General features: G+C 65.8%; 28 protein-coding genes and 1 tRNA gene. 14 read left to right on the top strand and 15 right to left on the bottom strand.

What is annotated here, in order from left to right:
• The first annotated feature begins 103 nt into the window (after positions 1 to 103).
• The 3 genes from ASE13_RS01000 (at position 104) to ASE13_RS01005 (ending at position 2,283) form a co-directional block, all read left to right on the top strand.
• Entirely contained in the window at positions 104 to 1,900 is a 1,797-nt protein-coding gene (locus ASE13_RS01000) for an aminopeptidase P family protein (RefSeq protein WP_056610305.1), read from the top strand.
• On the top strand, positions 1,867 to 2,016 hold the full coding sequence (locus ASE13_RS19595) for a hypothetical protein (protein ID WP_156404673.1): 150 nt from the start codon (positions 1,867 to 1,869) through the stop codon (positions 2,014 to 2,016). Before ASE13_RS01000 ends, ASE13_RS19595 begins: the two co-directional genes overlap by 34 nt.
• 192 nt (positions 2,017 to 2,208) lie before the next feature.
• A tRNA-Thr gene (locus ASE13_RS01005) sits at positions 2,209 to 2,283 on the top strand.
• Positions 2,284 to 2,329: 46 nt separating this feature from the next.
• Here ASE13_RS01005 and ASE13_RS20110 read toward each other — a convergent pair.
• The 4 genes from ASE13_RS20110 to ASE13_RS01025 all read right to left on the bottom strand — a co-directional run bounded on the left by ASE13_RS20110 (position 2,330) and on the right by ASE13_RS01025 (position 4,162).
• Positions 2,330 to 2,671: an ArsC/Spx/MgsR family protein gene (locus tag ASE13_RS20110; RefSeq protein WP_235536921.1), complete on the bottom strand. Its 342-nt coding sequence runs from the start codon at positions 2,669 to 2,671 to the stop codon at positions 2,330 to 2,332.
• Positions 2,672 to 2,733: 62 nt separating this feature from the next.
• On the bottom strand, positions 2,734 to 3,399 hold the full coding sequence (locus tag ASE13_RS01015; protein WP_321164341.1) for an MIP/aquaporin family protein: 666 nt from the start codon (positions 3,397 to 3,399) through the stop codon (positions 2,734 to 2,736).
• Complete coding sequence (locus ASE13_RS01020) at positions 3,396 to 3,737, bottom strand: ArsR/SmtB family transcription factor (protein WP_056614476.1); 342 nt, start codon at positions 3,735 to 3,737, stop codon at positions 3,396 to 3,398. The genes ASE13_RS01015 and ASE13_RS01020 overlap by 4 nt, the downstream gene beginning before the upstream one ends.
• Complete coding sequence (locus ASE13_RS01025; RefSeq protein ID WP_056614478.1) at positions 3,737 to 4,162, bottom strand: ArsI/CadI family heavy metal resistance metalloenzyme; 426 nt, start codon at positions 4,160 to 4,162, stop codon at positions 3,737 to 3,739. The genes ASE13_RS01020 and ASE13_RS01025 overlap by 1 nt, the downstream gene beginning before the upstream one ends.
• Before the next feature lie 168 nt (positions 4,163 to 4,330).
• On the opposite strand from ASE13_RS01025, the gene ASE13_RS01030 reads away from it, so the two are divergent.
• The 7 genes from ASE13_RS01030 to ASE13_RS01060 are packed head-to-tail and all read left to right on the top strand — an operon-like array spanning position 4,331 to position 9,654.
• Positions 4,331 to 5,443, top strand: coding sequence for an S-(hydroxymethyl)glutathione dehydrogenase/class III alcohol dehydrogenase (locus ASE13_RS01030; RefSeq protein ID WP_056610311.1), 1,113 nt, complete (start codon positions 4,331 to 4,333; stop codon positions 5,441 to 5,443).
• Between the two features lie 17 nt (positions 5,444 to 5,460).
• Positions 5,461 to 5,859: a VOC family protein gene (locus ASE13_RS01035; RefSeq protein WP_056610313.1), complete on the top strand. Its 399-nt coding sequence runs from the start codon at positions 5,461 to 5,463 to the stop codon at positions 5,857 to 5,859.
• Positions 5,856 to 6,212, top strand: a complete 357-nt coding sequence (locus ASE13_RS01040) for a cupin domain-containing protein (protein ID WP_056614480.1) — start codon at positions 5,856 to 5,858, stop codon at positions 6,210 to 6,212. The genes ASE13_RS01035 and ASE13_RS01040 overlap by 4 nt, the downstream gene beginning before the upstream one ends.
• On the top strand, positions 6,212 to 7,045 hold the full coding sequence (gene fghA, locus ASE13_RS01045) for an S-formylglutathione hydrolase (RefSeq protein WP_056610316.1): 834 nt from the start codon (positions 6,212 to 6,214) through the stop codon (positions 7,043 to 7,045). The genes ASE13_RS01040 and fghA overlap by 1 nt, the downstream gene beginning before the upstream one ends.
• A complete protein-coding gene (locus ASE13_RS01050) occupies positions 7,042 to 8,268 on the top strand; it encodes an NAD(P)/FAD-dependent oxidoreductase (protein ID WP_056610318.1) in 1,227 nt (408 codons plus the stop codon). Before fghA ends, ASE13_RS01050 begins: the two co-directional genes overlap by 4 nt.
• Before the next feature lie 34 nt (positions 8,269 to 8,302).
• On the top strand, positions 8,303 to 9,178 hold the full coding sequence (locus ASE13_RS01055; RefSeq protein WP_235536797.1) for a TraB/GumN family protein: 876 nt from the start codon (positions 8,303 to 8,305) through the stop codon (positions 9,176 to 9,178).
• On the top strand, positions 9,178 to 9,654 hold the full coding sequence (locus ASE13_RS01060; protein WP_056610322.1) for a DUF1440 domain-containing protein: 477 nt from the start codon (positions 9,178 to 9,180) through the stop codon (positions 9,652 to 9,654). Before ASE13_RS01055 ends, ASE13_RS01060 begins: the two co-directional genes overlap by 1 nt.
• On the opposite strand, the gene ASE13_RS01065 is transcribed toward ASE13_RS01060, so the two are convergent.
• From ASE13_RS01065 to ASE13_RS01085, 5 genes are all read right to left on the bottom strand, one after another.
• Positions 9,651 to 10,415 carry an exonuclease domain-containing protein gene (locus tag ASE13_RS01065; protein ID WP_056610323.1) on the bottom strand — a complete coding sequence of 255 codons (765 nt, stop codon included), beginning with the start codon at positions 10,413 to 10,415 and terminating at the stop codon, positions 9,651 to 9,653. The two genes, ASE13_RS01060 and ASE13_RS01065, sit on opposite strands and share 4 nt — an antisense overlap.
• 58 nt (positions 10,416 to 10,473) lie before the next feature.
• A complete protein-coding gene (locus ASE13_RS01070; RefSeq protein WP_056610325.1) occupies positions 10,474 to 10,653 on the bottom strand; it encodes a hypothetical protein in 180 nt (59 codons plus the stop codon).
• A gap of 74 nt (positions 10,654 to 10,727) precedes the next feature.
• Positions 10,728 to 12,122 carry a phosphoglucomutase/phosphomannomutase PgmG gene (gene pgmG / locus ASE13_RS01075; protein WP_056610327.1) on the bottom strand — a complete coding sequence of 465 codons (1,395 nt, stop codon included), beginning with the start codon at positions 12,120 to 12,122 and terminating at the stop codon, positions 10,728 to 10,730.
• Between the two features lie 97 nt (positions 12,123 to 12,219).
• Positions 12,220 to 12,483, bottom strand: coding sequence for a DnaJ domain-containing protein (locus ASE13_RS01080; RefSeq protein ID WP_056610329.1), 264 nt, complete (start codon positions 12,481 to 12,483; stop codon positions 12,220 to 12,222).
• Complete coding sequence (locus ASE13_RS01085) at positions 12,483 to 13,256, bottom strand: division plane positioning ATPase MipZ (protein ID WP_056610331.1); 774 nt, start codon at positions 13,254 to 13,256, stop codon at positions 12,483 to 12,485. Before ASE13_RS01085 ends, ASE13_RS01080 begins: the two co-directional genes overlap by 1 nt.
• Positions 13,257 to 13,356: 100 nt before the next feature.
• Between ASE13_RS01085 and panC the strand changes: the two genes are divergently transcribed.
• The gene (gene panC, locus ASE13_RS01090; protein ID WP_056610333.1) at positions 13,357 to 14,208 is read left to right on the top strand and encodes a pantoate--beta-alanine ligase; all 852 of its coding nucleotides are present in this window, start codon (positions 13,357 to 13,359) and stop codon (positions 14,206 to 14,208) included.
• A 36-nt stretch (positions 14,209 to 14,244) separates the two neighbouring features.
• Here the strand turns inward: panC and ASE13_RS01095 are convergent, their stop codons facing one another.
• Positions 14,245 to 15,420 carry a hypothetical protein gene (locus tag ASE13_RS01095; RefSeq protein ID WP_056610335.1) on the bottom strand — a complete coding sequence of 392 codons (1,176 nt, stop codon included), beginning with the start codon at positions 15,418 to 15,420 and terminating at the stop codon, positions 14,245 to 14,247.
• A gap of 157 nt (positions 15,421 to 15,577) precedes the next feature.
• Between ASE13_RS01095 and ASE13_RS01100 the strand changes: the two genes are divergently transcribed.
• Positions 15,578 to 15,874 carry a sel1 repeat family protein gene (locus ASE13_RS01100; protein ID WP_056610337.1) on the top strand — a complete coding sequence of 99 codons (297 nt, stop codon included), beginning with the start codon at positions 15,578 to 15,580 and terminating at the stop codon, positions 15,872 to 15,874.
• Between the two features lie 104 nt (positions 15,875 to 15,978).
• On the opposite strand, the gene topA is transcribed toward ASE13_RS01100, so the two are convergent.
• The 4 genes from topA to plsY all read right to left on the bottom strand — a co-directional run bounded on the left by topA (position 15,979) and on the right by plsY (position 21,229).
• Positions 15,979 to 18,504, bottom strand: a complete 2,526-nt coding sequence (gene topA / locus ASE13_RS01105; RefSeq protein ID WP_056610339.1) for a type I DNA topoisomerase — start codon at positions 18,502 to 18,504, stop codon at positions 15,979 to 15,981.
• 81 nt (positions 18,505 to 18,585) lie between these two features.
• Complete coding sequence (yghU, locus tag ASE13_RS01110) at positions 18,586 to 19,479, bottom strand: glutathione-dependent disulfide-bond oxidoreductase (protein WP_056610340.1); 894 nt, start codon at positions 19,477 to 19,479, stop codon at positions 18,586 to 18,588.
• Between the two features lie 90 nt (positions 19,480 to 19,569).
• The gene (dprA, locus tag ASE13_RS01115; protein WP_056610342.1) at positions 19,570 to 20,652 is read right to left on the bottom strand and encodes a DNA-processing protein DprA; all 1,083 of its coding nucleotides are present in this window, start codon (positions 20,650 to 20,652) and stop codon (positions 19,570 to 19,572) included.
• A complete protein-coding gene (plsY, locus tag ASE13_RS01120) occupies positions 20,645 to 21,229 on the bottom strand; it encodes a glycerol-3-phosphate 1-O-acyltransferase PlsY (protein ID WP_056610344.1) in 585 nt (194 codons plus the stop codon). The genes dprA and plsY overlap by 8 nt, the downstream gene beginning before the upstream one ends.
• A gap of 116 nt (positions 21,230 to 21,345) precedes the next feature.
• Between plsY and murI the strand changes: the two genes are divergently transcribed.
• Positions 21,346 to 22,143, top strand: coding sequence for a glutamate racemase (murI, locus tag ASE13_RS01125; RefSeq protein WP_056610346.1), 798 nt, complete (start codon positions 21,346 to 21,348; stop codon positions 22,141 to 22,143).
• Here murI and ASE13_RS19600 read toward each other — a convergent pair.
• On the bottom strand, positions 22,140 to 22,304 hold the full coding sequence (locus ASE13_RS19600; protein WP_156404675.1) for a hypothetical protein: 165 nt from the start codon (positions 22,302 to 22,304) through the stop codon (positions 22,140 to 22,142). The genes murI and ASE13_RS19600 overlap by 4 nt on opposite strands.
• Positions 22,305 to 22,576: 272 nt before the next feature.
• Between ASE13_RS19600 and hemA the strand changes: the two genes are divergently transcribed.
• A complete protein-coding gene (hemA, locus tag ASE13_RS01130; protein WP_056610349.1) occupies positions 22,577 to 23,821 on the top strand; it encodes a 5-aminolevulinate synthase in 1,245 nt (414 codons plus the stop codon).
• Positions 23,822 to 23,827: the final 6 nt, after the last annotated feature.

A 23,827-nucleotide genomic window follows, 5' to 3' on the forward strand; every position in this document is an offset into this window, starting at 1 on the left:
TAGCGCTTCCCAATCGCGATTCCATCGGCCAAACGGTCGGGCAATCAGCCGCTCGACTCGCGCGCGTCCGAAGTCCGCGGCACCCGATGTTCGAGGAACCGCCATGTCCAGCTACGCCGATCGCCTCTCCGCCCTTCGCGAGCAATTGAAGCGCGACCGACTCGACGGCTTCGTCGTGCCGCTCACCGACGAGCATATGTCCGAATATGTCGGCGCCTATGCCCAGCGCCTCGCCTGGCTGACCGGCTTCCAGGGCAGCGCCGGCAGCGCGGTGGTGCTGTCGAGCGAAGCCGCGATCTTCACCGACGGGCGCTACACGCTGCAGGTCCGCCAGCAGGTCTCGGCCGATCAGTGGCAATATGTCTCGGTGCCCGGGACCAGCATGGCCTCGTGGCTGGGCGAACACGCCCCCGATGGCGACCGCATCGGCTACGACCCCTGGCTCCACACGCGTGCCTGGGTCGAGGAAGCGAAGAAGGCGCTCGCCGAGAAAGGCGCGGAGCTGGTCGCGGTGGACACCAATCCCGTCGACGCCGTCTGGCCCGATCGCCCCGCGCCCTCGGATGCGACGCTTGCCGTCCAGGACGATGCCGCCGCAGGCCGCACCTCCGCCGCCAAGCGCGCCGAGATCGCCGAGTGGCTTTCCGCGCGCAAGGCCGACGCAGTGGTGCTCTCGGCGCTCGATTCGATCGCCTGGGCATTCAACGTCCGCGGCAACGACGTCAGCCACACCCCGGTCGCTTTGGCCTACGCCATCGTCAATGCCGACGGCACCGCCGACCTGTTCGTGAGCCCCGAGAAGATCACCGACGCCGTCCGCCAGCATCTCGGCAACGCCATCCGACTGCACGACCGCGCCGCCTTCGCGCCTGCGCTCAAGGGCTTTGCCGGCAAGCGCGTCGCCGCCGATCCCGAGCGCGCGGTCGCCGCGATCTTCGATTCGCTCGACGCGGGCGGCGCGAAGATCCTCAGCCTGCGCGATCCGGTCGTCCTCGCCAAGGCGCTCAAGAACCCCGCCGAGATCGCCGGCCACAAGTCGGCGCAGGCCCGCGACGGCGCCGCTCTGGTCCGCTTCCTCAAATGGTTCGAGGAGACCGCGCCCGCCGGCCAGCTCACCGAAATGTCGGCGGCGGACAAGCTCCGCGAACTCCGCGACGCGACCGGTGTGCTCAAGGACCTGAGCTTCGACACCATCTCCGCCACCGGCCCCAACGGCGCGATCCCGCATTACAAGGTCACCCAGGAATCGAGCCTGCCGATCGAGCCCGGCCAGCTCTATCTCGTCGATTCGGGCGGCCAATATGCCGACGGCACCACCGATGTGACGCGCGTGATGCCCGTCGGTGAGCCCACGCCCGAGATGAAGGACCGCTTCACCCGCGTGCTCAAGGGCCATATCGGTATCGCAACGGCAATCTTCCCCGAAGGCACTACCGGTGCCCAGCTCGACAGCTTCGCCCGCGCGCCGCTCTGGGAAGTCGGGCTGGATTACGGCCACGGCACCGGCCACGGCGTCGGCGCCTATCTCTCGGTGCACGAGGGGCCGCAGCGCATCGCGCAACCTTTCTACCCCGGCGGCCAGAGCCTCGAGCCGCTGCGCGCCGGCATGTTCCTCTCGAACGAGCCCGGCTACTACAAGGCCGGCGAATACGGCATCCGCATCGAGAATCTGGTGCTGGTGATCAAGGCGTCGATCGCCGGTGCCGAGCAGCCGATGCTGGCCTTCGAGACACTCACCTTCGCGCCGATCGAGCGCACCCTGATCGCGCCGTCACTGTTAACCCCAAAGGAACTTCAGTGGCTTAATGGCTATCACGCGCGGGTGCTCGAAGTGGTCGGCCCGCAACTGGCTGAGGATGAACGGCAATGGTTGGAAGCGAAGGTCGCGCCAATCGGGTAATGTGGTTCCTGGCGGGTGCCGTCACCATGGCGATGTACCTGCAGGGCCCGCACGCGATTGCGGACAAGGCCTATGACTTCAGCGCTTTCGCGGCTGCCTGGGTGAATTCGCTCTGAGGCGTGGGCTCGGCGTGCTGCTCGCGCGCCTGTGCCTTGCGCTTCCGGAGATTTGCCCGGAGTGCTTCCGCGAGTCGCGCCTTCTTCTCCGCATCGTTCATGCGGACAGTCGATAAACCGGTCTGCTTCGGGTTGACAATCGGTCTGCCCCAAGCACATAGGCCCCTCCCGCCCGGTCCCGGACCGGCGAGTGCTGCCGTAGCTCAGTGGTAGAGCGCATCCTTGGTAAGGCTGAGGTCGTGAGTTCAATCCTCACCGGCAGCACCATTTTTCGATGATCTTGCGACATTTCCCCGACAGGGGGCCGCCGGCACTACAGTCGCACGACTTCGCCGTCTTCCTTGGTGAATTCGGCGGGAACGCGGTCCAGCAGCGGCAACACGGCTTCGGACGGGCGGCACAGCTTCGTGCCCTTCGGCGTCACTACGATCGGCCGATTCACCAGGATCGGGTGTTCGATCATGGCTTCGATGATCGCGTCATCGGACACCGTCGAATCGACCAACCTCAGTTCGGCAGCGGGCGTGCCCTTTTCGCGCAGAACGTCACGCGGCTTCGCGCCCATTGCGGCCAGCAGTTCCTCCAGCTTCGCCCGCGTCCAGCCGACCTTGCGATATTGGACGATCGTCGGCGCGTAACCGGCCGCTTCGATCATCGCCAGCGTGTTGCGCGACGTGCCGCAATCGGGGTTGTGATAGATGGTGATCGGGAACGCATTCACTGTGGACTTTCCTCTCTCAATAGCCAGCCGAAGAACGCGATGGCCGCCAGCGTGCCGACGAGCTGCCCTGCGATGAAACCTGCGATCGATGCGGGCGCGATCCCGGCAAAGCTGTTCGACATGCTTCGGGCGATCGTCACGGCCGGGTTCGCGAAGGAGGTGGACGCCGTGAACCAATAAGCGGCGGTGATGTAGAGCCCGACTGCGAATGGTGTGAATTCGGGCCGATTGCGCTGCGTACTGAAGATCGTCCCGATCAGGCCGAAGGTGGCTACGCATTCGGCGAAGCCCTGCGGCAGCCCGTCACGAGCCTTGCTCGATATCTGGAGCATCGGTTCGGCGAACATGGCGTGTGCCGCCCACACGCCCATGATCGCCCCGGCCAGTTGCGCAGCGACATAGGCGATCGCGATGCCAGCCGTCGTCTCGCGCTTCAGCAAGACGGCCAATGTAACCGCGGGGTTGAAGTGCGCGCCGGAAACGGGGCCGAACATATGGATGAGGACGATCAGCCCCGTGCCCGTCGCGATCGTGTTGCCGAGCAATGCGACAGCATCGTTCCCGGCCGCGAGGTGCTCGCCCATGATGCCTGAACCAACGACGATCGCGAGCAACATCGCCGTGCCGACGAACTCGGCGACGATGCGCCGCGACAGCGTCACGAGCAGCAATCGGCGTCGATCGCGAGCGCGCCGAGCGAGCCGCATATCTCGGGATGCCCTGCGCAGCAGTCAGCGACGAGGAAACCCAGAAGATCACGCATGCCGTCATAGTCGGCCGAATAGATCACCGAACGCCCTTCGCGCCGCGACTGGATCAACCCCGCATTGCCGAGGATCGTCAAATGCGTCGAAAGTGTGTTGGGGAGCGCGCCGATTTCGCGGGCGATATCGCCTGCCGCCATGCCTTCCGCGCCTGCCCGCACCAGCAGGCGGAGCACAGCAAGGCGGCTGGCGTGCGCGAGCGCCGACAGTGCTTCTACGGCCGTGGGCAGCTGCATCAGCAGCACGCTTTCGCGGCCGGTTGCATGTCGCCGGGGATCACTTCGTCCTCGCCATAAGCGGTCGCTTCGCCGTGCGTGAAGAAGGTTTCCCAACGAACGCCCGCGGTGTCCGTAACCCATGACTTGTCCGACTTGGCATAGCAGCAGGTCGTCGCTTCCTGGTCGAACGTCGTCGATCCTGCGGCCTTCAGACGCGTGGCGAGTTCGGCGAGTTCGTCCGGGCTATCGACCTGAAGGCCGACGTGGTCGATCCCCCTTCCCCGGGCCCGAGACGAGATGGCGAGATTGACGTGCGGATCTTCGAGCATCCATTTCGCATAGTCGTCCTTCACCACGGCCGGGGGCGAGTCGAACAGGGTGCTGTAGAACGCGATGGCCTGTTCGATGTTGGGCACGCTGACGTGCATGTGAAGGCGTTTCATGGTTGCCATCTCCGTTGTTTCGATATTTCGACTATTCCAGAAATATCGATTCGACAAGAGGCAATCTCGCTGGCCTTCGATGCCTGGCTATATCGAGCGGCGCCTCGGCGCTTGCAACGCGGACCCCTTTGGCGGATCAGGCCCCGGAGCTAGCCGGGAGTATCGATCATGAAGACCAGGGCCGCCGTCGCGTTCGAGGCGAAGCAGCCGCTCGAGATCGTCGAGCTCGATCTCGAAGGGCCCAAGGCCGGCGAAGTGCTGGTCGAGATCATGGCGACCGGCATCTGCCACACCGATGCCTATACGCTCGACGGGCTCGACAGCGAGGGGCTGTTCCCCAGCGTGCTCGGCCATGAAGGTGCCGGCGTGATCCGCGAAGTCGGGGCAGGGGTGACCTCGGTCAAACCCGGCGATCACGTCATCCCGCTCTACACCCCCGAATGCCGCCAGTGTAAGTCGTGCCTCTCGGGCAAGACCAATCTCTGCACCGCGATCCGCGCCACGCAGGGCAAGGGGCTGATGCCCGACGGCACCTCGCGGTTCAGCTACAAGGGCCAGACCATCTTCCATTATATGGGCTGCTCGACCTTCTCGAACTTCACCGTGCTGCCCGAGATCGCCGTCGCGAAGATCCGCGAGGACGCACCGTTCCAGACCAGCTGCTATATCGGCTGTGGCGTCACCACCGGCGTCGGCGCGGTGGTCAACACCGCCAAGGTCCAGGTCGGCGACAACATCGTTGTGTTCGGGCTCGGTGGCATCGGGCTCAACGTGCTCCAGGGTGCCAGGATGGCGGGCGCGAACCGGATCATCGGCGTCGACATCAATCCGGCCCGCGAGGAATGGGGCCGCCGCTTCGGCATGACCGATTTCGTCGATGGTCGCAGCAAATCGCGCGAAGAGACGATCGCCGAGATCCTCGCGCTCACCGATGGCGGCGCCGACTTCACCTTCGATTGCACCGGCAACACCGAAGTGATGCGCACTGCGCTGGAGGCGTGTCACCGCGGCTGGGGCACCAGCATCATCATCGGTGTGGCCGAAGCGGGCAAGGAGATCGCCACGCGCCCGTTCCAGCTCGTCACCGGGCGCAACTGGCGCGGAACCGCATTCGGCGGCGCTAAGGGGCGGACGGACGTGCCGAAGATCGTCGACTGGTACATGAACGGCAAGATCCAGATCGACCCGATGATCACCCACGTCCTCACGCTTGACGAGATCAACAAGGGGTTCGACCTGATGCATGCCGGCGAGAGCATCCGCAGCGTCGTGGTCTATTGAGCAAAGGGGGACGGCACATGTTCAGCCATATCATGGTCGGCAGCAACGATATCGCCCGATCCAAGGCCTTTTACGACGCCGTGCTCGGCACGCTCGGTGCCGGTGAGCCGTTCCGCCATGTGAACGCGACCGGCCAGGTCCGGCTGTTCTACCGGCATGACGGCGGCCGCTTCGGCATCAGCGAGCCGATCGATGGCGAGCCCGCCACCTGCGCCAATGGCGCGACGATCGGCTTCAAGTGCAGCTCACCCGAGCAGGCTGCGGCATTCCATGCGGCGGGTCTCGCGCATGGCGGCACCGCTATCGAGGATCCGCCGGGCGTGCGCGAAGGAGGCTCGCTGGGATCGATGTACCTCGCTTATTTGCGCGACCCCGATGGCAACAAGCTCTGTGCAATGTGGCGCGTGCCTGCATGAGCGGCGCCGTCAACCTGGCGGAGAAATTCGCCAGCTTCACCGAACACTGGGCGCCGCGGATCGTCGCTACCTATAACGACAACGACATCCGCATCGTGAAGGTCGCGGGCGAGTTCGTCTGGCACAAGCATGACGAGACCGACGATTTCTTCCTCGTCCTCGACGGCGTCCTCGATATCGAGTTGCGCGACCGGACGGTGACGCTCAACCCCGGCGAGTTGTTCGTGGTGCCCCGCGGCGTCGAGCATCGCCCGGTCGCCCGCCACGGCGAGGTCCGGATGATCGTGATCGAGCCCGCCGGCACCGACAATACCGGCGACTCCGCGACCGCAACGCGCGCCGTGGCGATCTGATGGAGATCGTCTCCACCAGCAAATCGCACGGCGGCATGCAGGGCGTGTATCGCCACGCCTCGCTGGCCACCGGCACCGACATGACCTTCTCGGTCTATGTCCCGTCGCACGAAGCGGGCGCGAAGCTGCCCGTGCTCTGGTATCTCTCCGGGCTCACCTGCACCCACGCCAACGTCACCGACAAGGGCGCGTATCGCCGCGCCTGTGCCGAGCAGGGCGTGATCTTCGTCGCCCCGGACACGAGCCCGCGCGGTGAGGGCGTGGCCGATGATCCCGCTTATGATTTCGGTCAGGGCGCGGGCTTCTATGTCGACGCGACTCAGGCGCCCTGGGCCTCGCATTTCCACATGCGTGCCTATGTCGAGCAGGAACTGCCCGCGCTGATCGCCGCCGAATTCCCCGCCGACATGGGCGCCCAAGGCATCACCGGCCATTCGATGGGCGGCCATGGCGCGCTCACCGTCGCGCTCCGCAACCCCGATCGCTTCCGCAGCGTCTCCGCCTTCGCGCCGATCGTCGCGCCCAGCGTCGTGCCCTGGGGCGAGAAGGCGCTTAGCGGCTATCTCGGAGAGGATCGCGACGGCTGGCGCCCGTACGATGCCTGCGCGCTGATCCTCGACGGCGCGCGCGTGCCTGAGCTGCTCGTCGATGTCGGCGATGCCGACCAGTTTCTCCACGAGCAGCTCCGCCCCGAACTGCTCCGTGCCGCGTGCGACGCGGCGGGCATTCCGCTCACGCTGCGGATCCAGCCGGGCTACGATCACAGCTATTATTTCGTCTCCAGCTTCCTGGCCGATCATGTCGCCTGGCATGCCGAACGGCTGCGCGCATGAGCCGCTATGATGTCCTGATCGTCGGCGCAGGCCATGCCGGCGCGCAGGCCGCGATCGCGCTGCGCCAGAACAAGTTCTCGGGGTCGATCGGCCTGCTCGGCGACGAGGCCGAGCTTCCCTATGAGCGCCCGCCGCTCTCCAAGGAATATCTCGCCGGCGACAAATCGTTCGATCGGCTGCTGATCCGCAACGCGGCCTTCTGGCAAGAGCGCGAGGTGACGATGCTCGCCGGCCGCTCGGTTACGCGAGTCGATCCGGTAGGCCATAGCGTCACCACCGCCGATGGCGAGACGATTGGCTATGGCAGCCTGATCTGGGCTGCCGGCGGCAAGCCGCGCCGGCTCGCCTGCGCGGGTGGCGACCTTGTCGGTGTCCATACCGTCCGCACCCGCGCCGATGTCGACCGGATGATCGCCGAGCTTCCGGATGTGCGCCGCGTCGCGGTGATCGGCGGCGGCTATATCGGGCTGGAGGCCGCGGCGGTGCTCGCCAAGCTCGGGCGGCAAGTCACTGTGCTCGAAGCGCAGGACCGCGTCCTCGCCCGCGTCGCCGGCGAGCCCCTTTCGCGCTTCTTCGAGGACGAGCACCGCGCGCATGGCGTCGAATTGCGCCTCGGCGTCACGGTCGATGCCATTCTCGGCGAAGACCGCGTCACCGGTGTTCGGCTGGTCGACGGCGAAACCGTTCCCGCCGAAATGGCGATCGTGGGCATTGGCATCGAGCCCGCGGTCGCACCTTTGCTCGATGCAGGCGCGAACGGTGGAAACGGAGTCGCGGTCGATGATCAATGCCGCACGTCGCTGCCGGATGTGTTCGCAGTCGGCGATTGCGCACTCCACGCCAACAGTTTCGCCGGGGATCGCCTGATCCGGCTCGAATCGGTCCAGAACGCCAATGATCAGGCGACCGTCGCCGCGAAGACGATCCTCGGGATCGAGGCGATTTATGACGCCGTCCCGTGGTTCTGGTCGAACCAGTACGACCTCAAGCTCCAGACCGTCGGCATCTCCGCGGGATATGATTCCACCGTAATGCGCGGCGGTCCGGCGACGCGGAGCTTCTCGGTGATCTATCTGCGCGCGGGCCGCGTCATCGCGCTAGACTGCGTCAACGCGACGAAGGATTATGTTCAGGGACGCAAGCTAGTCCTCGAGGCTGCGGCGATCGATCCGGCGCGGCTGGCCGATTCGGGCACGCCGCTCAAGGATTTGCCGAGCAGTTGAATAATCGAAAGTCCCCCGCCGGAGTATGAACCAGATGTTGAAGCAGATCCTCGCCGCGCTCGCATTGCTCTTCGCCCCGGCGGTCCAGGCGCAGGCGGTCAAGGACGCCGATCCCGCTTTGTGGGTGGTCAAGGACGCCGACACCACCATCTATCTGTTCGGCACGGTCCACGTCCTCAAGCCCGGCCTCGGCTGGTTCGATGAAGGTGTGAAGGCGGCGTTCGACAAGAGCGACGAGCTGGTGCTCGAGATGGTCGAGCCCGACGCTGCGACGATGCAGGGCCTGATCATGAAGACTGCGCTCAACCCCGAAGGGCCGACGCTCACCGAGAAGCTCCCTGCCGACAAGCGCGAAGCCTATGCCAAGGCGATGACCGACGTCGGCGTGCCCGCCGCGGCGCTCGATCGTTTCGATCCATGGTTCGCCGCAGTGACGCTGAGCATCGCCGGTCTCCCCAAGCTCGGCTACGATCCGGAGAGCGGCGCCGAGCGCACGCTCACCACTGCCGCCAAGGCCGCCAACAAGCAGGTGATCGGGCTCGAGACCGCGGAGCAGCAGCTCGGTTATTTCGATAATTTGCCCGAACCGCTCCAGGTCAAGTTCCTCGTCTCGACCGTCGAGGATTATCCCCGGATGGCGACCGAGCTCGACAAGATGATCGCGAGCTGGTCGGCCGGCGATCCCGAGACGCTGGGCAAGACGATGAACGAGGAGCTGGCCGACACGCCCGAGCTCGCCAAGGTGCTGCTCGCCGATCGCAATGCGCGCTGGGCCGATTGGATCGAACAGCGCCTGCAGAAGCCGGGCACCGTCTTCGTCGCGGTGGGCGCGGGGCATCTCGCCGGCGCCGAGAGCGTCCAGGCGCAGCTGGCCAAGCACAAGCTCACCGTCACGCGGGTCGCCTATTGATGGCGCGTCCGCGACCCTTTGTCGGATTGCTCGCCGGCGTCGCCGCGGGTCTGGTCGCGTCGGCGGCGATGGCGGTGTTCCAGGCGCAGGCGCAGAAGCTGCTGCCCGATCCGGACGAGGACGATCCGGCGACCGTCAAAGCAGCGGACGCGGCGAGCGAAGCGGTGATCGGCGATCCTGTCCCCGAGCCGTATCGCGAGCCGGCCGGGCAGATGGTCCATTATGTCGCCGGGGCGGTGATCGGCGGCATCTACGGCGTGCTCACCGAATACCGGCCCGAAGCGCGCTCCGGCTTCGGCGGCGCCTACGGCATCGCGACGGCGGCGTTGCTCGATGAGGCAGCGGTGCCGGCGGCAGGGTTGGCATCCGCACCGGAGGATATACCGCTCGCCGAGCACGCTTATGGCGCGGCATCGCACCTGGTTTACGGCTGGGTGCTCGAAGGCGTCCGCGCGCTGATCGCCGGGCGGCGCTAGAGCAGCAGGTCCTGATTGGCGGAATTGCGGCCGACTGCGCCCCCGCCGGTGCGGCGGATATGCTCCTGCTGCGCGGTGTGGCGCACGTCGACGTCGCGGTCATTGAGGAACACCGCGAGCGATTCGTCGTCGATCTCGCTCCATTCCTTGCCGCGGTCGGGGCCGTAGCGGACCCGCGGCAGCAGCCCCGGCTCCTTCGACCACTGGATCAGCTGCTCGACACTGGCTTCGTTGAGCATGTCGCGCAGATGGAACGCAGTCACATAGGCATCGGGAAACGCACGGTGCGCGGGCAGGCCGCGCTCGTGCACCAGCCCCTTGGGCTTGCGCCAGTAACGCAGCATCTGGTTCGAGAAGCCCGGCGAGCTCGGCCAGAGCCGCATCGCGCACTTCCAGGTGCAGATCCAGTCGTTCCCGCGGGTCAGCGACGCGGTGCAGAATTGCTGCTCGAAATCGGCGCGATGCGCGGCGAGCGCCACGCGCCGCGGCCACGGATCGAGCACCGGCCGCGCGACGTCATGCCACCACGGCGCGTCGGCGACGTCCTCGTCCCGGATATGGTGGACCGCCATGGTCAGCGGCGGGATCTGCCGACCCGGATTGACCATGCGGCTGCCGCCTTCACCCTCTATCTCCCAGCGGCCGTCGCGTTGGAGCGCGACATCCTGCCAGCCGATCTCGCACACGCCATGCGCGGGCGGTGCCTGACCGGTGGTTTCGAGATCGATGACGCGAATGATGGAAGGGGCGGGTGAGGCCATGCGCGCCTAGGTGGGGCGGAAGTGTGCGAAATGCCAGCCGAAACTTGCGGCTACGCGGTCAATGCCGGATTCGAGAGGGATCGTCTGACGTCGGAGCTTCCCGCCCCGCCCGCGCCTTGCATCTCTGCAGCAGATATTCGGCGCGCTCGGACAACTCCTTGGTCGCCTCGATGCTTTCGCGCAGCGCAGCCTGCGCGTCCTCGATTTCAGCGATGTCGTTGATGTTTTTCTCAGTCACAACCCGATCCCACTCAGACGGATAAACCCTTGATCCAGATCAAGGGTTCCACCCGCCCGAACGGTTCGACGCATTTAGTGGGCGGCTTGCGGACCGCGCTCGAGGCCGCTCGCCGCGAGCTGGGCGTCGATCATCGCCATCAGCCGGTCGAGCCCCTCCTGGCTCTTGGCCTCGGCGCGCGCGACGAGCACGTCCTGCGTGTTCGAGGCGCGGAGCAGCCACCAGCCATCGGGCGTATTCACCCGCGCGCCGTCGGTGCGGTTGACGTCGGCGCCTTCGGCTTCGAGCCGGTCGAGAACCTCGTCGATCACTGCGAATTTGCGCGTGTCCGAAACCTGGAAGCGCATCTCCGGCGTGTTGATCATCGCCGGCATTTCGTCCTTGAGCTGGATCAGCGATTTGCCGATCACGTGCACCGCCTGGATCAGCCGCACGGCGGCATATTGCGCATCGTCGAAGCCGTAATAATTGTGCGCGAAGAAGATGTGGCCGCTCATCTCGCCCGCGAGCGGCGCGCCGGTCTCCTTCATCTTGGTCTTGATCAGGCTGTGGCCGGTCTTCCACATCAGCGGCACGCCGCCCAGTTCGGCGACGCGGTCGTACAGTGCCTGACTCGCCTTGACGTCGGCGATGATCGTCGCGCCGGGGACCTCGCGCAGCACAGGTTCGGCCAGAATGGATAGAAGCTGATCGCCCCAGACGACACGGCCCTGCCCGTCGATCGCGCCCAGTCGGTCGCCGTCGCCGTCGAAGGCCAGTCCGAAATCGAGGTTCTTCTCCGCGACAAGCCGCTTCAGGTCCGCGAGGTTCTTCTCGTCGGTAGGATCGGGATGATGGTTGGGGAAATGACCGTCCACTTCAGTGAACAGCGTATGGTGCTCACCCGGCAACAGCTTGACCAGCTTCTCGATCACCGGACCGGCGGCGCCATTGCCCGTATCCCATCCGACGCGATAGGCGCCGCCGGCATAGCCAGCCATCAGACGCCCGACATAATCGTCGAGGATGTCATAGTCGCTGACGCTGCCTTCGTCGCCGGGCTCGACCGATTCCCAATCGCCCTCGGCGGCCATCCGGCCGAGTTTCTGGATATCCTCGCCGAAGAACGGCAGATGCTGGAACACCATCTTGAAGCCGTTGTAATTGCCGGGATTATGGCTGCCGGTTATCTGGATGCCGCCATCCACCTCCAGCGTGGCCTCGGCATAATATAGCATCGGCGTGGGCCCCAAGCCGATACGCACCACGTCGCAGCCCGATGCGGTCAACCCTTCGACCAGCGCCGCCTCGAGCTCGGGCGAGGAAACGCGGCCGTCGCGGCCCACCGCCACGCGATGTCCGCCGGCGCGGCGGAGCAGGGTCGCGAAGCCGCGCCCGATCGCGCGCGCGTCGTCAGGGCCAAGCGCTTCCCCCACGATCCCGCGAATGTCGTATTCGCGCAGCGAAGTGGGGTCGAAACGGTGCGTCATGATGCCTCCGGGAAAGGGTGTTGCCGGCGTAAACCGCGAGCGCCGCGAAAGTTCAATTGCGGCAGCGCAACAAGACCGAAGCGGCGGTCTGTGTCAGCTATGCGCTACGGCGAAGCAGTGTATCACGCGCGGCGTTGATGCGCCGCGTCAATTCCGCCGAACCCCCTTTGTCGGGATGCACGGCGCTCACCAGCCGGCGATGCGCGCTGCGGATCGCTTCTTCGTCGGCATTGGCGCTCACGCCGAGGATCGCGCGCGCTTCGTCCTGCGGCATTCTGGGTGCGCGGGGCTTGGGTCGCGGTTTGAGGAACAGATAATAGATCGCCGCGATGATCAGGGCGGCGAGGAGGGCCTTGGTCATCAGGCGAACAGCGGCATTGCGACTTCGGGGAGCGCGAGGCCGGCCATCATCTCGCGCAGTTCCTGACGCGCGGCGACGTGGCTCAATCCCATTTCGCCGAACTCGCGGCTGTCGAGCATCGTCAGGCCCTGGGGAAACAGCTCACGATAGATCACGCGTTCCGACAAACCCGAGATCACGCGGAAGCCGACTCGCTTCGAAAGCTGATCGATCGCCTCGGAGACGCGGCGCATGTTGCGCGCCTCGATATGCTGCATGCGATTGCGCAGGACGACCCAGTCGATCGTCTCGCCATCGGCCTTGGCGCGGCGTTTGCGCGATTCCCAGATTAGTTCGGAATAGAAGCTGGGCCGCGTCACCTTGTAGGTATCGGGATCGACATGGCCGATCAGGTCGAAGTCGACGAAACTGTCGTTCATCGGCGTGACCAGCGTGTCGGCATTGGTGACGGCGATCCGCGCGAACTTGTCGTCGCGGCCGGGGGTGTCGATCACGAGAAAATCGGCATCGGCGCCGAGCCGCTCGAGCGTCTCTCCGAAATAATCCATGCTCTCGCCGTCATGCGTTTCATAGACCGGCGTGGGCAGATCGCGGCCGGTGCGCTTCACCGTTGCGAGGCGGTTATCGAGATAACGGCCCATCGTGCGCTGACGGTGGTCGAGGTCGAAGCACGCGACCCGAGCGCCTTTGGCGGACAGCGCGATCGCGGCGTGAACCGCAGTCGTCGACTTGCCGGTGCCGCCCTTCTCATTGGCAAAAACGAGCACGTGCAAGCGCTTAGCTCCGTCGGTCAAGCCCACAACTTCCTTTATTGATCCAGCCGCCCCAGCCCCATAGAAGGCCGCGCTCCTGTCTTATCGAAAGTGTCCAAGCGTGCAAACCGTCCGTCAGCTCGATCTCCTGCGGGAGGCGATCGCCACATGGCGCGCCGCGGGCGATCGCGTCGCGCTGGTGCCGACCATGGGCGCGCTGCATGACGGGCATATGGCGCTGGTCGAGGCTGCCAAGCGGGCGGGCGGGCGCGTCGTCGTGTCGATCTTCGTCAATCCGAAGCAGTTCGGACCGAGCGAGGATCTCGCCAAATATCCCCGGAAAGAACTGGCGGATTCGCGGATGCTGGCGGCCGCGGGCGTCGATCTGCTGTGGATGCCGCCGGTCGAAGTGATGTACCCCGAGGGCTTCGCGACCAACATCTCGGTCGGCGGCGTCAGCGACGTGCTCGACGGCGCGCATCGTCCGGGCCATTTCGATGGCGTGGCGACGGTGGTGACCAAATTGTTCAACCAGGTGCACCCCGACGTCGCCCTGTTCGGCGAGAAGGACTGGCAGCAGCTCGCGGTGATCCGCCGGCTGGTGCGCGATCTCGATCTCGACATCGAGATCCAGGGTGTGCCGACCCAGCGCGAGGATGACGGTCTCGCGCTGTCGTCGCGCAATGCGTATCTGATCCCCGAGGAGCGCGCACGCGCCGTGGCGCTGCCGCGGGCACTGGGCGTCGCCGAACGCGCGATCGCCAAGGGCAGCGATCCCGAGGCGGCATTGGCGCAGGCGCGCGAGACATTGACTGCGGCCGGGTTCGAAGTCGATTATGTCGCGCTCGTCGATGCGGAGACGCTGACGCCGATCGATCGCCTCGACCGGCCCGCGCGGCTGCTTGCCGCTGCAAGGCTTGGCGGCACGCGCCTGATCGACAATCTGGCGGTGGCTCCGAACGATCCCGCCTGAGGTCCCGCGCGCGCGGAAAGCGCACGCGCCGGTTCGCTACTTGCCCACCTTGCTATCGCCGCCGCCGGCCGCACCAGGCTTGGCGGCCGCGGCTGCGCCGGAAGGGGCTGCCGCCCCACTGGCCGAACCGCTCGCCGGAACGAACGGGACGGGGTTGGGCTTTCCGCCCATGGCGAGGGCAGCGACTTTGCCGAGCGTTTCGAACCAATGGGCGTCGAACGCGCCGCCTTGCTGCGCATCCACACCTTCGCGCAGCACTTGGGTGCCGTTCAGTGAAATGCTGAAGAACAAGTATTGCAGCATGCGGCTGCTGGTCCCCTGCATGAGTTGGATGACTTCGTCGGCCGGCTTTCCGAGGTCGTTGGCGATGGCGGTGCAGACCCCCTCGGTATGATATTTGGCGTCGACGCTCGGCTCGCAGGTGAGGGTGATCAACGGCCGAACCGAAACCGGCAGCTTCTGTGCCGCGATCTCTATCGCCGCCATGTGCGAATTGGCAGCGTGGCTGCCGGCATAGAGGTTGTCCTCGGTCTCGCCACCGCCCAAACCATGACCCTGCATGTGCAGCCATTCGTAATAGGGCTTCCGTGCATAAGTCGAGGCCGACAGCGGGGCGAGGCCGTCGAGAAGATAGTCGCCCATCACCTTGTTGTTGTTATCGCGGTTGCCCTGCGAGAACTTCGGGACGAACGCCTTGGCGGGCGCGCTCGCGGGTGCGTTCTGCCACATCTGCTTGTCGGCGGCGAGTATGCCGGCCTGCGCCATCGTGACGGGCTCGTCGCCGAGCCTGCCGTAGAAGGATTTTCCGCCGATATGCTGGCGCGGCATCTTGCGCCACTGGCTGGCGCCGCTCTTGAAGCGGATGAGGCGGAATTCCTGTCCCGCGTTGCTGGCATATTCCACGCCGTCGAGCGTGCGGAATTCAAAATTGGCGTAGGCGGCGCCTACTCGGGTCTGCAGCTTCTGCTTCTCCGCTGCGGTGGCTTCGCGCTGGACCACCGGCTCGCTGCTCGCCGCTACTCGCTGAACGGCGCGGATCGGGCGCGTGGCGAGTGCGGCACGCCCCGATTCGATGCTCGCCTTGCGCAAGGCTGGATCACCGAGCCGGGCGGCCACTCCGGCGAGGCCGGCGCGATCGGTTGCGACCGGCCCGACAGCCCCTGGCGGTGCCGCGGCCGGCTTCCGGCCCGTTTCGAATGCCGCCTCTGCCATGCGTGCAATCCTTTTCGCCGGGCGAGGATAGCGCAGGGCTCTGATAATACAATGCTGGCCTCTGCACGAACAAATACAGTTAACCCCGTTAACCTTTTGTTTTCCGCTTACCTGCCAATCCTTGCAAACGTTGGGATAAGCAATTGGGTGGGCAGCAATGGGCAATAGTCTCAAGAGCGCACGTTTCCTGGTCGAGAGCCGCCTGCGTGACGCAACGCGCGGCGACGCCAAGGCCTGTTTCGACCTGGGTATCGTCTATTCGAGCGGCGCCGAGGGGATCGATGTCGATCTCGTCGAGGCGCATAAATGGTTCAACATCGCCGCCGTCTCGGGCAGCGAGCGCGCGCAGGAATGTCGCGCCGAGATCGCCGAAGACATGACCGCGCGCGAGATCATCGAGGCGCAGAAGGCCGCACGCGCCTGGTTGCGCGGGCTCGAGATGCGGGCGGCCTAAGCTCTCGATGGATGTGAGTTCCCGTGCTCCTGCGAAAGCAGGAGCCCAGAGCCACACGCCGGACCGCCTGTAATCCTGGGCTCCTGCTTTCGCAGGAGCACAAGTTACTTCTTCGCCGCTGCCTTTTTGGGCGCCGCCTTCTTCTTCGGCGCGACCTTTTTCTTGCTTTTGCCCTTGGCAGGCCCCGCCGCGGCGCGCGCGTCGATTAGCTGTGCGGCTTCCTCCAGCGTCAGCTGGTCCTTGTCGATCGACTTGGGCAGCGTCGCATTGGTCTCGCCGTCGGTGACATAGGCGCCGTAGCGCCCTTCCATCAGCTTGATCTCGGCCTCGGTGCGTGGATGCTTGCCGAGCATTTTCAACGGCTCGCGCGATGCGCCGCGCGCCGGTCGGCCGCCATTGGCCGCGGCTTCGGCGAGCTTGACCACTGCGGCGTTCATGCCCGTCTCGAACACTTCGGCGGTCGACTGGAGTCGCGCGTATTTGCCGTCATGCGCGAGATACGGCCCATAGCGCCCGATCGACGCGGTAATCGGGTTGCCGGTCTCGGGATGGTTGCCGATCGTGCGCGGCAGCTTCAGCAGCTTCAGCGCCCATTCGAGGTCGAGATCGACGTCCTTCGGGATCGAGGCGCGCGCGGCCTCCTTGCCTTCGCCGAGCTGGATGTACGGCCCGAAACGACCCGACTTGCGTTCGACGTTGAGCCCGGTCTCGGGGTCCTGGCCGAGCACCTCGGGGCCCGCGTCCTCGCTGCCCTCGCCGCCGGGTTGGCCGAAGCGGCGCGTGAACTTGCACTCGGGATAGTTCGAGCACGCCACGAACGCGCCGAACTTGCCGCCGCGCAGCGCGAGCCGGCCGTTTCCGCAATTCGGGCACAGCCGGGGATCGCTGCCGTCGGCCCTGGTCGGGAACAGATAGGGCTCGAGGAACAGATCGAGCGCGGCGGTGACCTCGCTCGGCTTCTGCTCCATGACTTCGGTAGTGCGCGGCTTGAAGTCCTTCCAGAAGGATTCGAGTACCGCCTGCCATTCGGCGCGGCCGCCGGAGACGTCGTCGAGCTCTTCCTCGAGTTCGGCTGTGAAATCGTAGCCGACATATTTCTCGAAGAAGCGTTCGAGGAACGCCGTCACCAGCCGGCCGCTCTCCTCGGCGAAGAAGCGGTTCTTCTCGATTTTTACGTAAGCGCGGTCCTTGAGCGTCTGGATGATCGAGGCATAGGTCGACGGGCGGCCGATGCCGAGTTCCTCGAGGCGCTTGACCAAAGATGCTTCGGAGAAGCGCGGCGGCGGCTGGGTGAAGTGCTGCTCGGCATTGACTGCCTTTTTTGCGGGCGCATCGCCCGCGGACATGCGCGGCAGGCGGCGCGACTCCTCGTCGCCCTCGTCGTCGCGGCCTTCCTCGTAGAGCGCGAGATAGCCGGGGAAGAGCACGACCTGGCCGGTAGCGCGCAGGCCATGCTGGCCGGTGCCGTCCTCGAGATCGATGGTGGTGCGCTCCATGCGTGCCGACGCCATCTGGCTGGCGAGCGCGCGCTTCCAGATCAGGTCATAGAGCCGGCCATGGTCGCCGGAACCCGCCTTGTCCTTCGAGAAGTCGGTCGGGCGGATCGCCTCGTGCGCTTCCTGCGCGTTCTTGGCCTTGGTCTGGTACTGGCGCGGCTTGTCGGGAACGTAGCCGCCGTCATAGCGCGTCGCGATCGCCTTACGCGCTTCCTGGATCGCGCCGCCGTCCATCTGGACGCCGTCGGTACGCATATAGGTGATCGCGCCGTCCTCGTAGAGGCCCTGCGCGATCCGCATGGTGTGGCTCGCCGAGAAGCCGAGCTTCCGGGCGGCTTCCTGCTGGAGCGTCGAAGTGGTGAAGGGCGGCGGCGGATTGCGCATCGCCGGTTTCGTCTCCACGCTGGAGACCGAGAAACGACCTTCCTCGACGGCCTTCTTCGCAGCGAGCGCGGTGCCTTCGTCGCCGATCGACAGGCGATCAAGCTTGTCGCCCTTATACTTGACGAGGCGAGTCAGGAACGGCGTGCCGTCCTGCTCCATATCGGCGGTAACCGACCAATATTCCTGAGGGCGGAAGCCTTCGATCTCGCGTTCGCGCTCGACGATCAGCCGCAGCGCGACCGACTGGACGCGCCCTGCCGACTTGGCGCCCGGCAGCTTGCGCCACAGCACCGGCGAGAGCGTGAAGCCGACGAGATAATCCAGCGCGCGGCGGGCGCGGTATGCGTCGATCAGGTCGGTATCGAGCTCACGCGGCGCCTTCATCGCCTCGAGGATCGCGGGCTTGGTGATCGCGTTGAAGGTGACGCGCTCGACTTCCTTGGGAAGCGCCTTCTTGTTCCGCAGTACTTCCTGGACATGCCAGCTGATCGCCTCGCCTTCGCGATCAGGGTCGGTCGCGAGGATCAGGCGATCGGCGGTCTTGGCGAGATCGGTGATCGCCTTGAGCTGCTTCGACTTGTCGGCATAGGTCTCCCAATCCATCGCGAACCCCGCATCGGGGTTCACCGATCCGTCGCGCGCCGGCAGGTCGCGGACATGGCCGTAGGAGGCGAGGACGCGATAATCCTTGCCGAGATATTTCTCGATGGTCTTCGCCTTGGCGGGCGATTCTACGATGACAAGCTGCATGGGGGTGTCGTGATCCTTACGCGTACGCGTACGAGGATGGGGAGACCCATCGCCCGGCGTCAAGCGGGCGACGAATGCGCCTCAGCCTTTCATCCGTGTGCGGATCGCGTCGATGTCGCTCGCGTCGTGGCGCTCGGGGACGCGCTGGTCCTCGGGTCCCGAGCCGCGATTGACCAGCCGGCCGCGCTGCACCGGTTCGCGTGCGGCGACTTCCTCGGCCCAGCGGTTGAAATGCGTGTACTCGGCGGTGTTCAGGAACTCCGCCGCGCCGGTATAGCCGTCGCCGCGTGCCACGCCGCCATACCAGGGCCAGACCGCCATGTCGGCGATCGTATAGTCGTCGCCCGCCAGATAGCGGTGCTCGGCCAGATGGGTGTCGAGCACGTGATACTGGCGCTTCACCTCCATCGCATAGCGATTTATCGCATATTCGATCTTGAACGGCGCATAGACGTAGAAATGGCCGAAGCCGCCGCCGAGGAACGGCGCCGAACCCATCTGCCACATCAGCCAGCTCAACGTCGCGGCGCGCTTCGCCGGATCGGTGGGGAGGAAGGCGCCGAACTTCTCGGCGAGATAGATCAGGATCGCGCCGCTTTCGAACACGCTGAGCGCGGGATCGACCGAGCGATCGACCAAAGCAGGGATTTTCGAATTGGGATTAATGGCAACGAAGCCGCTGCCGAACTGATCGCCTTCGCCGATGTCAATCTTCCATGCGTCATATTCGGCCCCCGCATGGCCGGCGGCGAGCAGCTCCTCGAGCAGGATCGTCACCTTCTGGCCGTTCGGCGTGCCGAGCGAATAGAGCTGGAGCGGGTGCTTGCCGATCGGCAGCTCTTTGTCGTGCGTCGCACCCGAGACCGGCCGGTTGATGTTGGCGAACTGGCCGCCGCTGGGCTGCTCCCATGTCCAGATCTTGGGAGGCACATAGCCGGAAGGCTGGTTGCTGGCGGGATCGGGTGCATCGGCCATGTGAAGTCTCCCTGGAAAGCAGGACTATCGGTGGTGACGATGTAGGCGCCGGCCGCCGACCCGCCAGACCGGCAGGGCGATGGTTTTGGTTTATCCGATCAAACTCGTTCTGCCGCCGGCATGACGTTCGAGGCGTCCGGCGAGCTCGAGTTCGAGCAGCACTGTCTGCACGAGTGCGGGCGCAAGGCAGGACTGGCGGACCAGCTCATCGACTGCGACCGGAACGGGACCGAGCAGTTCCGTGACCCTGCGGCGATCGGCGTCGCTGGCGTCGAGCGGGGGCGGGCCGCCGAACGGATGTACGGGCGAGCGGACCGCGCGCGCATCGATCGGGCGGAGCATCTCGAGGATGTCGTCCACCGATTGCACCAGAGTCGCGCCCTCGCGGATCAGCAGATTGCAGCCTTGCGCGCGGGGATCCAGCGGCGAGCCGGGGACCGCCATGACCTCGCGCCCGGCCTCGGCGGCGATCCGCGCGGTGATCAGGCTGCCCGAGCGTGGCGCGGCCTCGACTACGACGGTGCCGAGCGCGAGCCCGGCGATGATGCGATTGCGCGAGGGGAAGAAACGGGCGAGCGGCTCGGTGCCCGGCGGCTGTTCGGCGATCAGCAGCCCTTCGCGGGCGACGCGCTCCTGGAGTTCCCCATTCTCGGGCGGGAAGACGATGTCGATCCCGCTGGCGATCACGCCCACCGTTCCGGCCTGGAGCGACCCGACATGCGCGGCGGTATCGATTCCGCGGGCTAGGCCCGAGACGATGGTCGCACCCGCCTCGCCCAGCCCGATTGCGAGCTGGCGCGCGAAACGGCAGGCTGCGGCCGAAGCGTTGCGGGCGCCGACCATGGCGACGCAGGTGCGATCGAGCAGGTCGAGTCTGCCGCGCAGGATCAGCGCGGGCGGCGCGCTCTCCAGCTCGGCGAGCAGTGCCGGATAGCCGGGATCGTCGAGGAACAGGTATCGCGCGCCGAGCTTCTCGACCGCGGCGACTTCGCGTCGGATCCATGCGAGGTCGGCGATCACCGGAGCCCTCCCGCCGCCGCGCGCGGCGAGCATCGGCAGCGCTTCGAGCGCCATCTCGGCGGTGCCGAAGCGCGCGATGAGCTGACGATAGGTAATGGGGCCGATATTCGCCGAGCGCAGCAGCCGCAGCCGCGCTTCTCGGCTGTCAGTCACGCTTCTTGCCGATGCGTGGCTCGGTGCCGCTCAGCAGCCGGTCGATATTGTCGCGATGCTTCCACAGCACGACCAGCGCCAGCGCGAGGAACAGCAAGACCAGATCGATGCGCGCCCAGAAGGCGGCGCTGACCGGTGCGCTGATCGCGGCGGTGATGCCCGCCAGCGAGGAGATGCGGAGCGCCGCGAGCAGTCCGAGCCATATTGCGGCATAGACGAGGCCGGAAGGCCAGTGGAGCGCGACGACGATTCCCATCAAGGTCGCGACCCCTTTGCCGCCCTTGAAGCGCAGCCAGATCGGATAGCAATGGCCAAAAAAGGCACCCAGCCCAGCGAGCACGCCGGTTCCGGGGAACAGCCGTTCGGCGAGCAAAACCGCCGCCGCGCCCTTGGCGAGATCGAGCAGCAAGGTCGCCGCCGCGAGGCCCTTGCGGCCGGTGCGCAGGACGTTTGTGGCGCCGATATTGCCCGAGCCGATCTGGCGCAGGTCACCGGCGCCAGCCAGGCGGGTGAGCAGCACGCCGAAGGGGGTTGAGCCAAGCAGATAGCCGAGCAGGAGCGCGGCAGCGGGAGGCATCCAGATTATTTCGGTCGGCAATGGCTTCCCCCTGATAAGGTCAACATAATCGCTGCCCGGCGTGGCGCAACCGCGGCGTGGTTGACGCGCGCCGGGTGGCGAGCCATTCGCGCTGCATGGCCGATCGCCGCCCCATTCTGTTCTTCGATTCCGGCATGGGCGGGCTTTCGGTGCTGGCGCCGACCGCGAAGCTGCTGCCCCGCGCGCCGTTGGTCTATGTCGCCGATTCGGCCGGATTTCCTTATGGCACCCGCAGCGAGGCGGAGATTGCCGCGCGCGTGCCGGCGCTGCTGGGGCGGCTGGCGGAGCGTTACGATCCGCGGCTGATCGTGATCGCGTGCAACACCGCCTCGACGATCGCGCTCCAGCATGTCCGCGCCGCGCTCGACGTGCCGATCGTGGGCACCGTTCCCGCGATCAAGCCGGCCGCCGAAATGAGCCGCACCCGCGTCATCGGGGTGCTCGGCACCGAGGCGACGGTGCGCCAGCCTTATGTCGACGATCTCGCCGCGCGCTTCGCGGCCGATTGTACCGTGCTTCGCCACGGCTCTGCCGACCTGGTCGAAATGGCTGAGGCGGCATTGGGCGGAGAGCGACCTTCGCCGGCTTCGGTGCGCGCCGCGCTCGATGGCCTGTTGGCGCAGGATCGCGGCGATGCGATCGATGTGATCGTCAACGCCTGCACCCATTTTCCGCTGCTGGAGGACGAACTCGTGTCCGCCACCGAAGGGAAGATCCGTTTCATCGACGGCGGGCCGGGGATCGCCCGGCGTGTCGCCTATCTGACCGCAGACCAGCAATGGCCGCAAGCGCCGGTTCCGGGCCGCATCGTATTCACTGCGAGGAATGCGCGTACCGAGAAGCTTGCGCCCGCGCTGGCCCATTTCGGGCTGACGGAAGTCGAGGGACTCTAGGCCTGTACCGCGCTCAGGATCGCCGGGCTTTGCAACAGGGTCGAATAGCGCTCCGCCAGCTCCAGATGGACCCGCCGCGCGGTCGTATCTTCGGCACGCGCAGCGCGCTCGCGCTCCTGTCGTTCGCGCCGCTGGTAATATTCAAGGTCCCGGCTGCTCATATTGCCGCTCCATTGTACAAGCGGGAGCACGAACCGTCTCTCAGCCGCGGGCCTGCTTGAAGCCCCGAGTCGCCCGCGATGTCGAGTTGATATCATTTCGCGGCAGGCAACATCCTGATCCGGATCAGGATTCGAGCGATGACTGATAATTTTTAAAACTTTTCTATCGCTTTAGGCTCGAATGCGACATTCCGACTGCGCATATGTCATGCGACATTCGCTTGCGCCGGGTGGCTGGAAATGTACGGATTTTGGGGGTAGGGAGCAGGCCCATGCACACGAAGGACAGCCCTGCGCCCGCCATCGACTATTCGCGGGTCTTCAACCAGGCGATCGATCGCCTGCATGCAGAGGGCCGCTACCGCGTGTTCATCGATGTCCTGCGCAACAAGGGCGCCTATCCCAATGCGCGCTGCTTCGCGGGGCATAACGGCCCCAAGCCGATCGTCGTGTGGTGCTCGAACGATTATCTGGCGATGGGCCAGCACCCCAAGGTGATCGCGGCGATGGAGGAAGCCCTCCACGATGTCGGCGCCGGATCGGGCGGCACGCGCAACATCGGCGGCAATACGCATTACCATATCGAGCTCGAGCATGAGCTGGCCGACCTGCACGGCAAGGAAGGCGCCTTGCTCTTCACGTCGGGCTATGTCTCGAACGAAGCGACGCTGTCGACGCTCGCCAGGCTGATGCCGGGCTGCATCGTCTATTCGGACGAGCTCAACCACGCATCGATGATCGCCGGCATCCGCAATTCGGGCTGCGAGAAGCGCGTGTTCCGCCACAACGATCTCGCGCATCTCGAGGAGCTGCTCGCCGCCGACGATCCCGGCGCGCCCAAGCTCATCGCATTCGAGAGCGTCTATTCGATGGACGCCGATATCGCGCCGATCGCCGAGATCTGCGACCTTGCCGACAAGTATAACGCGCTGACCTATCTCGACGAAGTCCATGCCGTGGGCATGTACGGCGCGCGCGGCGGCGGCATCTCCGAGCGCGACGGCGTGGCGGAGCGAATCACGATCATCGAAGGCACGCTGGGCAAGGCATTCGGCGTGATGGGGGGATATATCGCCGCCGATCAGGTGATCGTCGATGTGATCCGCTCTTACGCGCCGGGCTTCATCTTCACTACGTCGCTATCGCCGGTCCTCGTCGCGGGGGCGCTGGCGAGCGTGAAGCACCTCAAGGCATCCACCGTCGAGCGCGAAGGGCAGCAGGAATCGGCCGCGAAGCTCAAGGCGCTGATGACCGACGCCGGGCTGCCGGTGCTTCCCTCGACCACGCACATCGTGCCGCTGATGGTCGGCGATCCGGTCAAGGCGAAGAAGATCAGCGACGTGCTGCTCGCCGAATATGGCGTCTACGTCCAGCCGATCAATTACCCCACGGTGCCGCGCGGCACCGAGCGGTTGCGCTTCACCCCCGGCCCCGCGCATGACGAGGCGATGATGCGCGAGCTCGTGGCTGCGCTGGTCGAGATATGGGGCCGGCTGGAGCTGCGGCTGGCGGCCTGAAGCCTT

Origin of the sequence: Sphingomonas sp. Root241 (genome assembly GCF_001428865.1) — a bacterium.
GTDB lineage: Bacteria > Pseudomonadota > Alphaproteobacteria > Sphingomonadales > Sphingomonadaceae > Sphingomonas.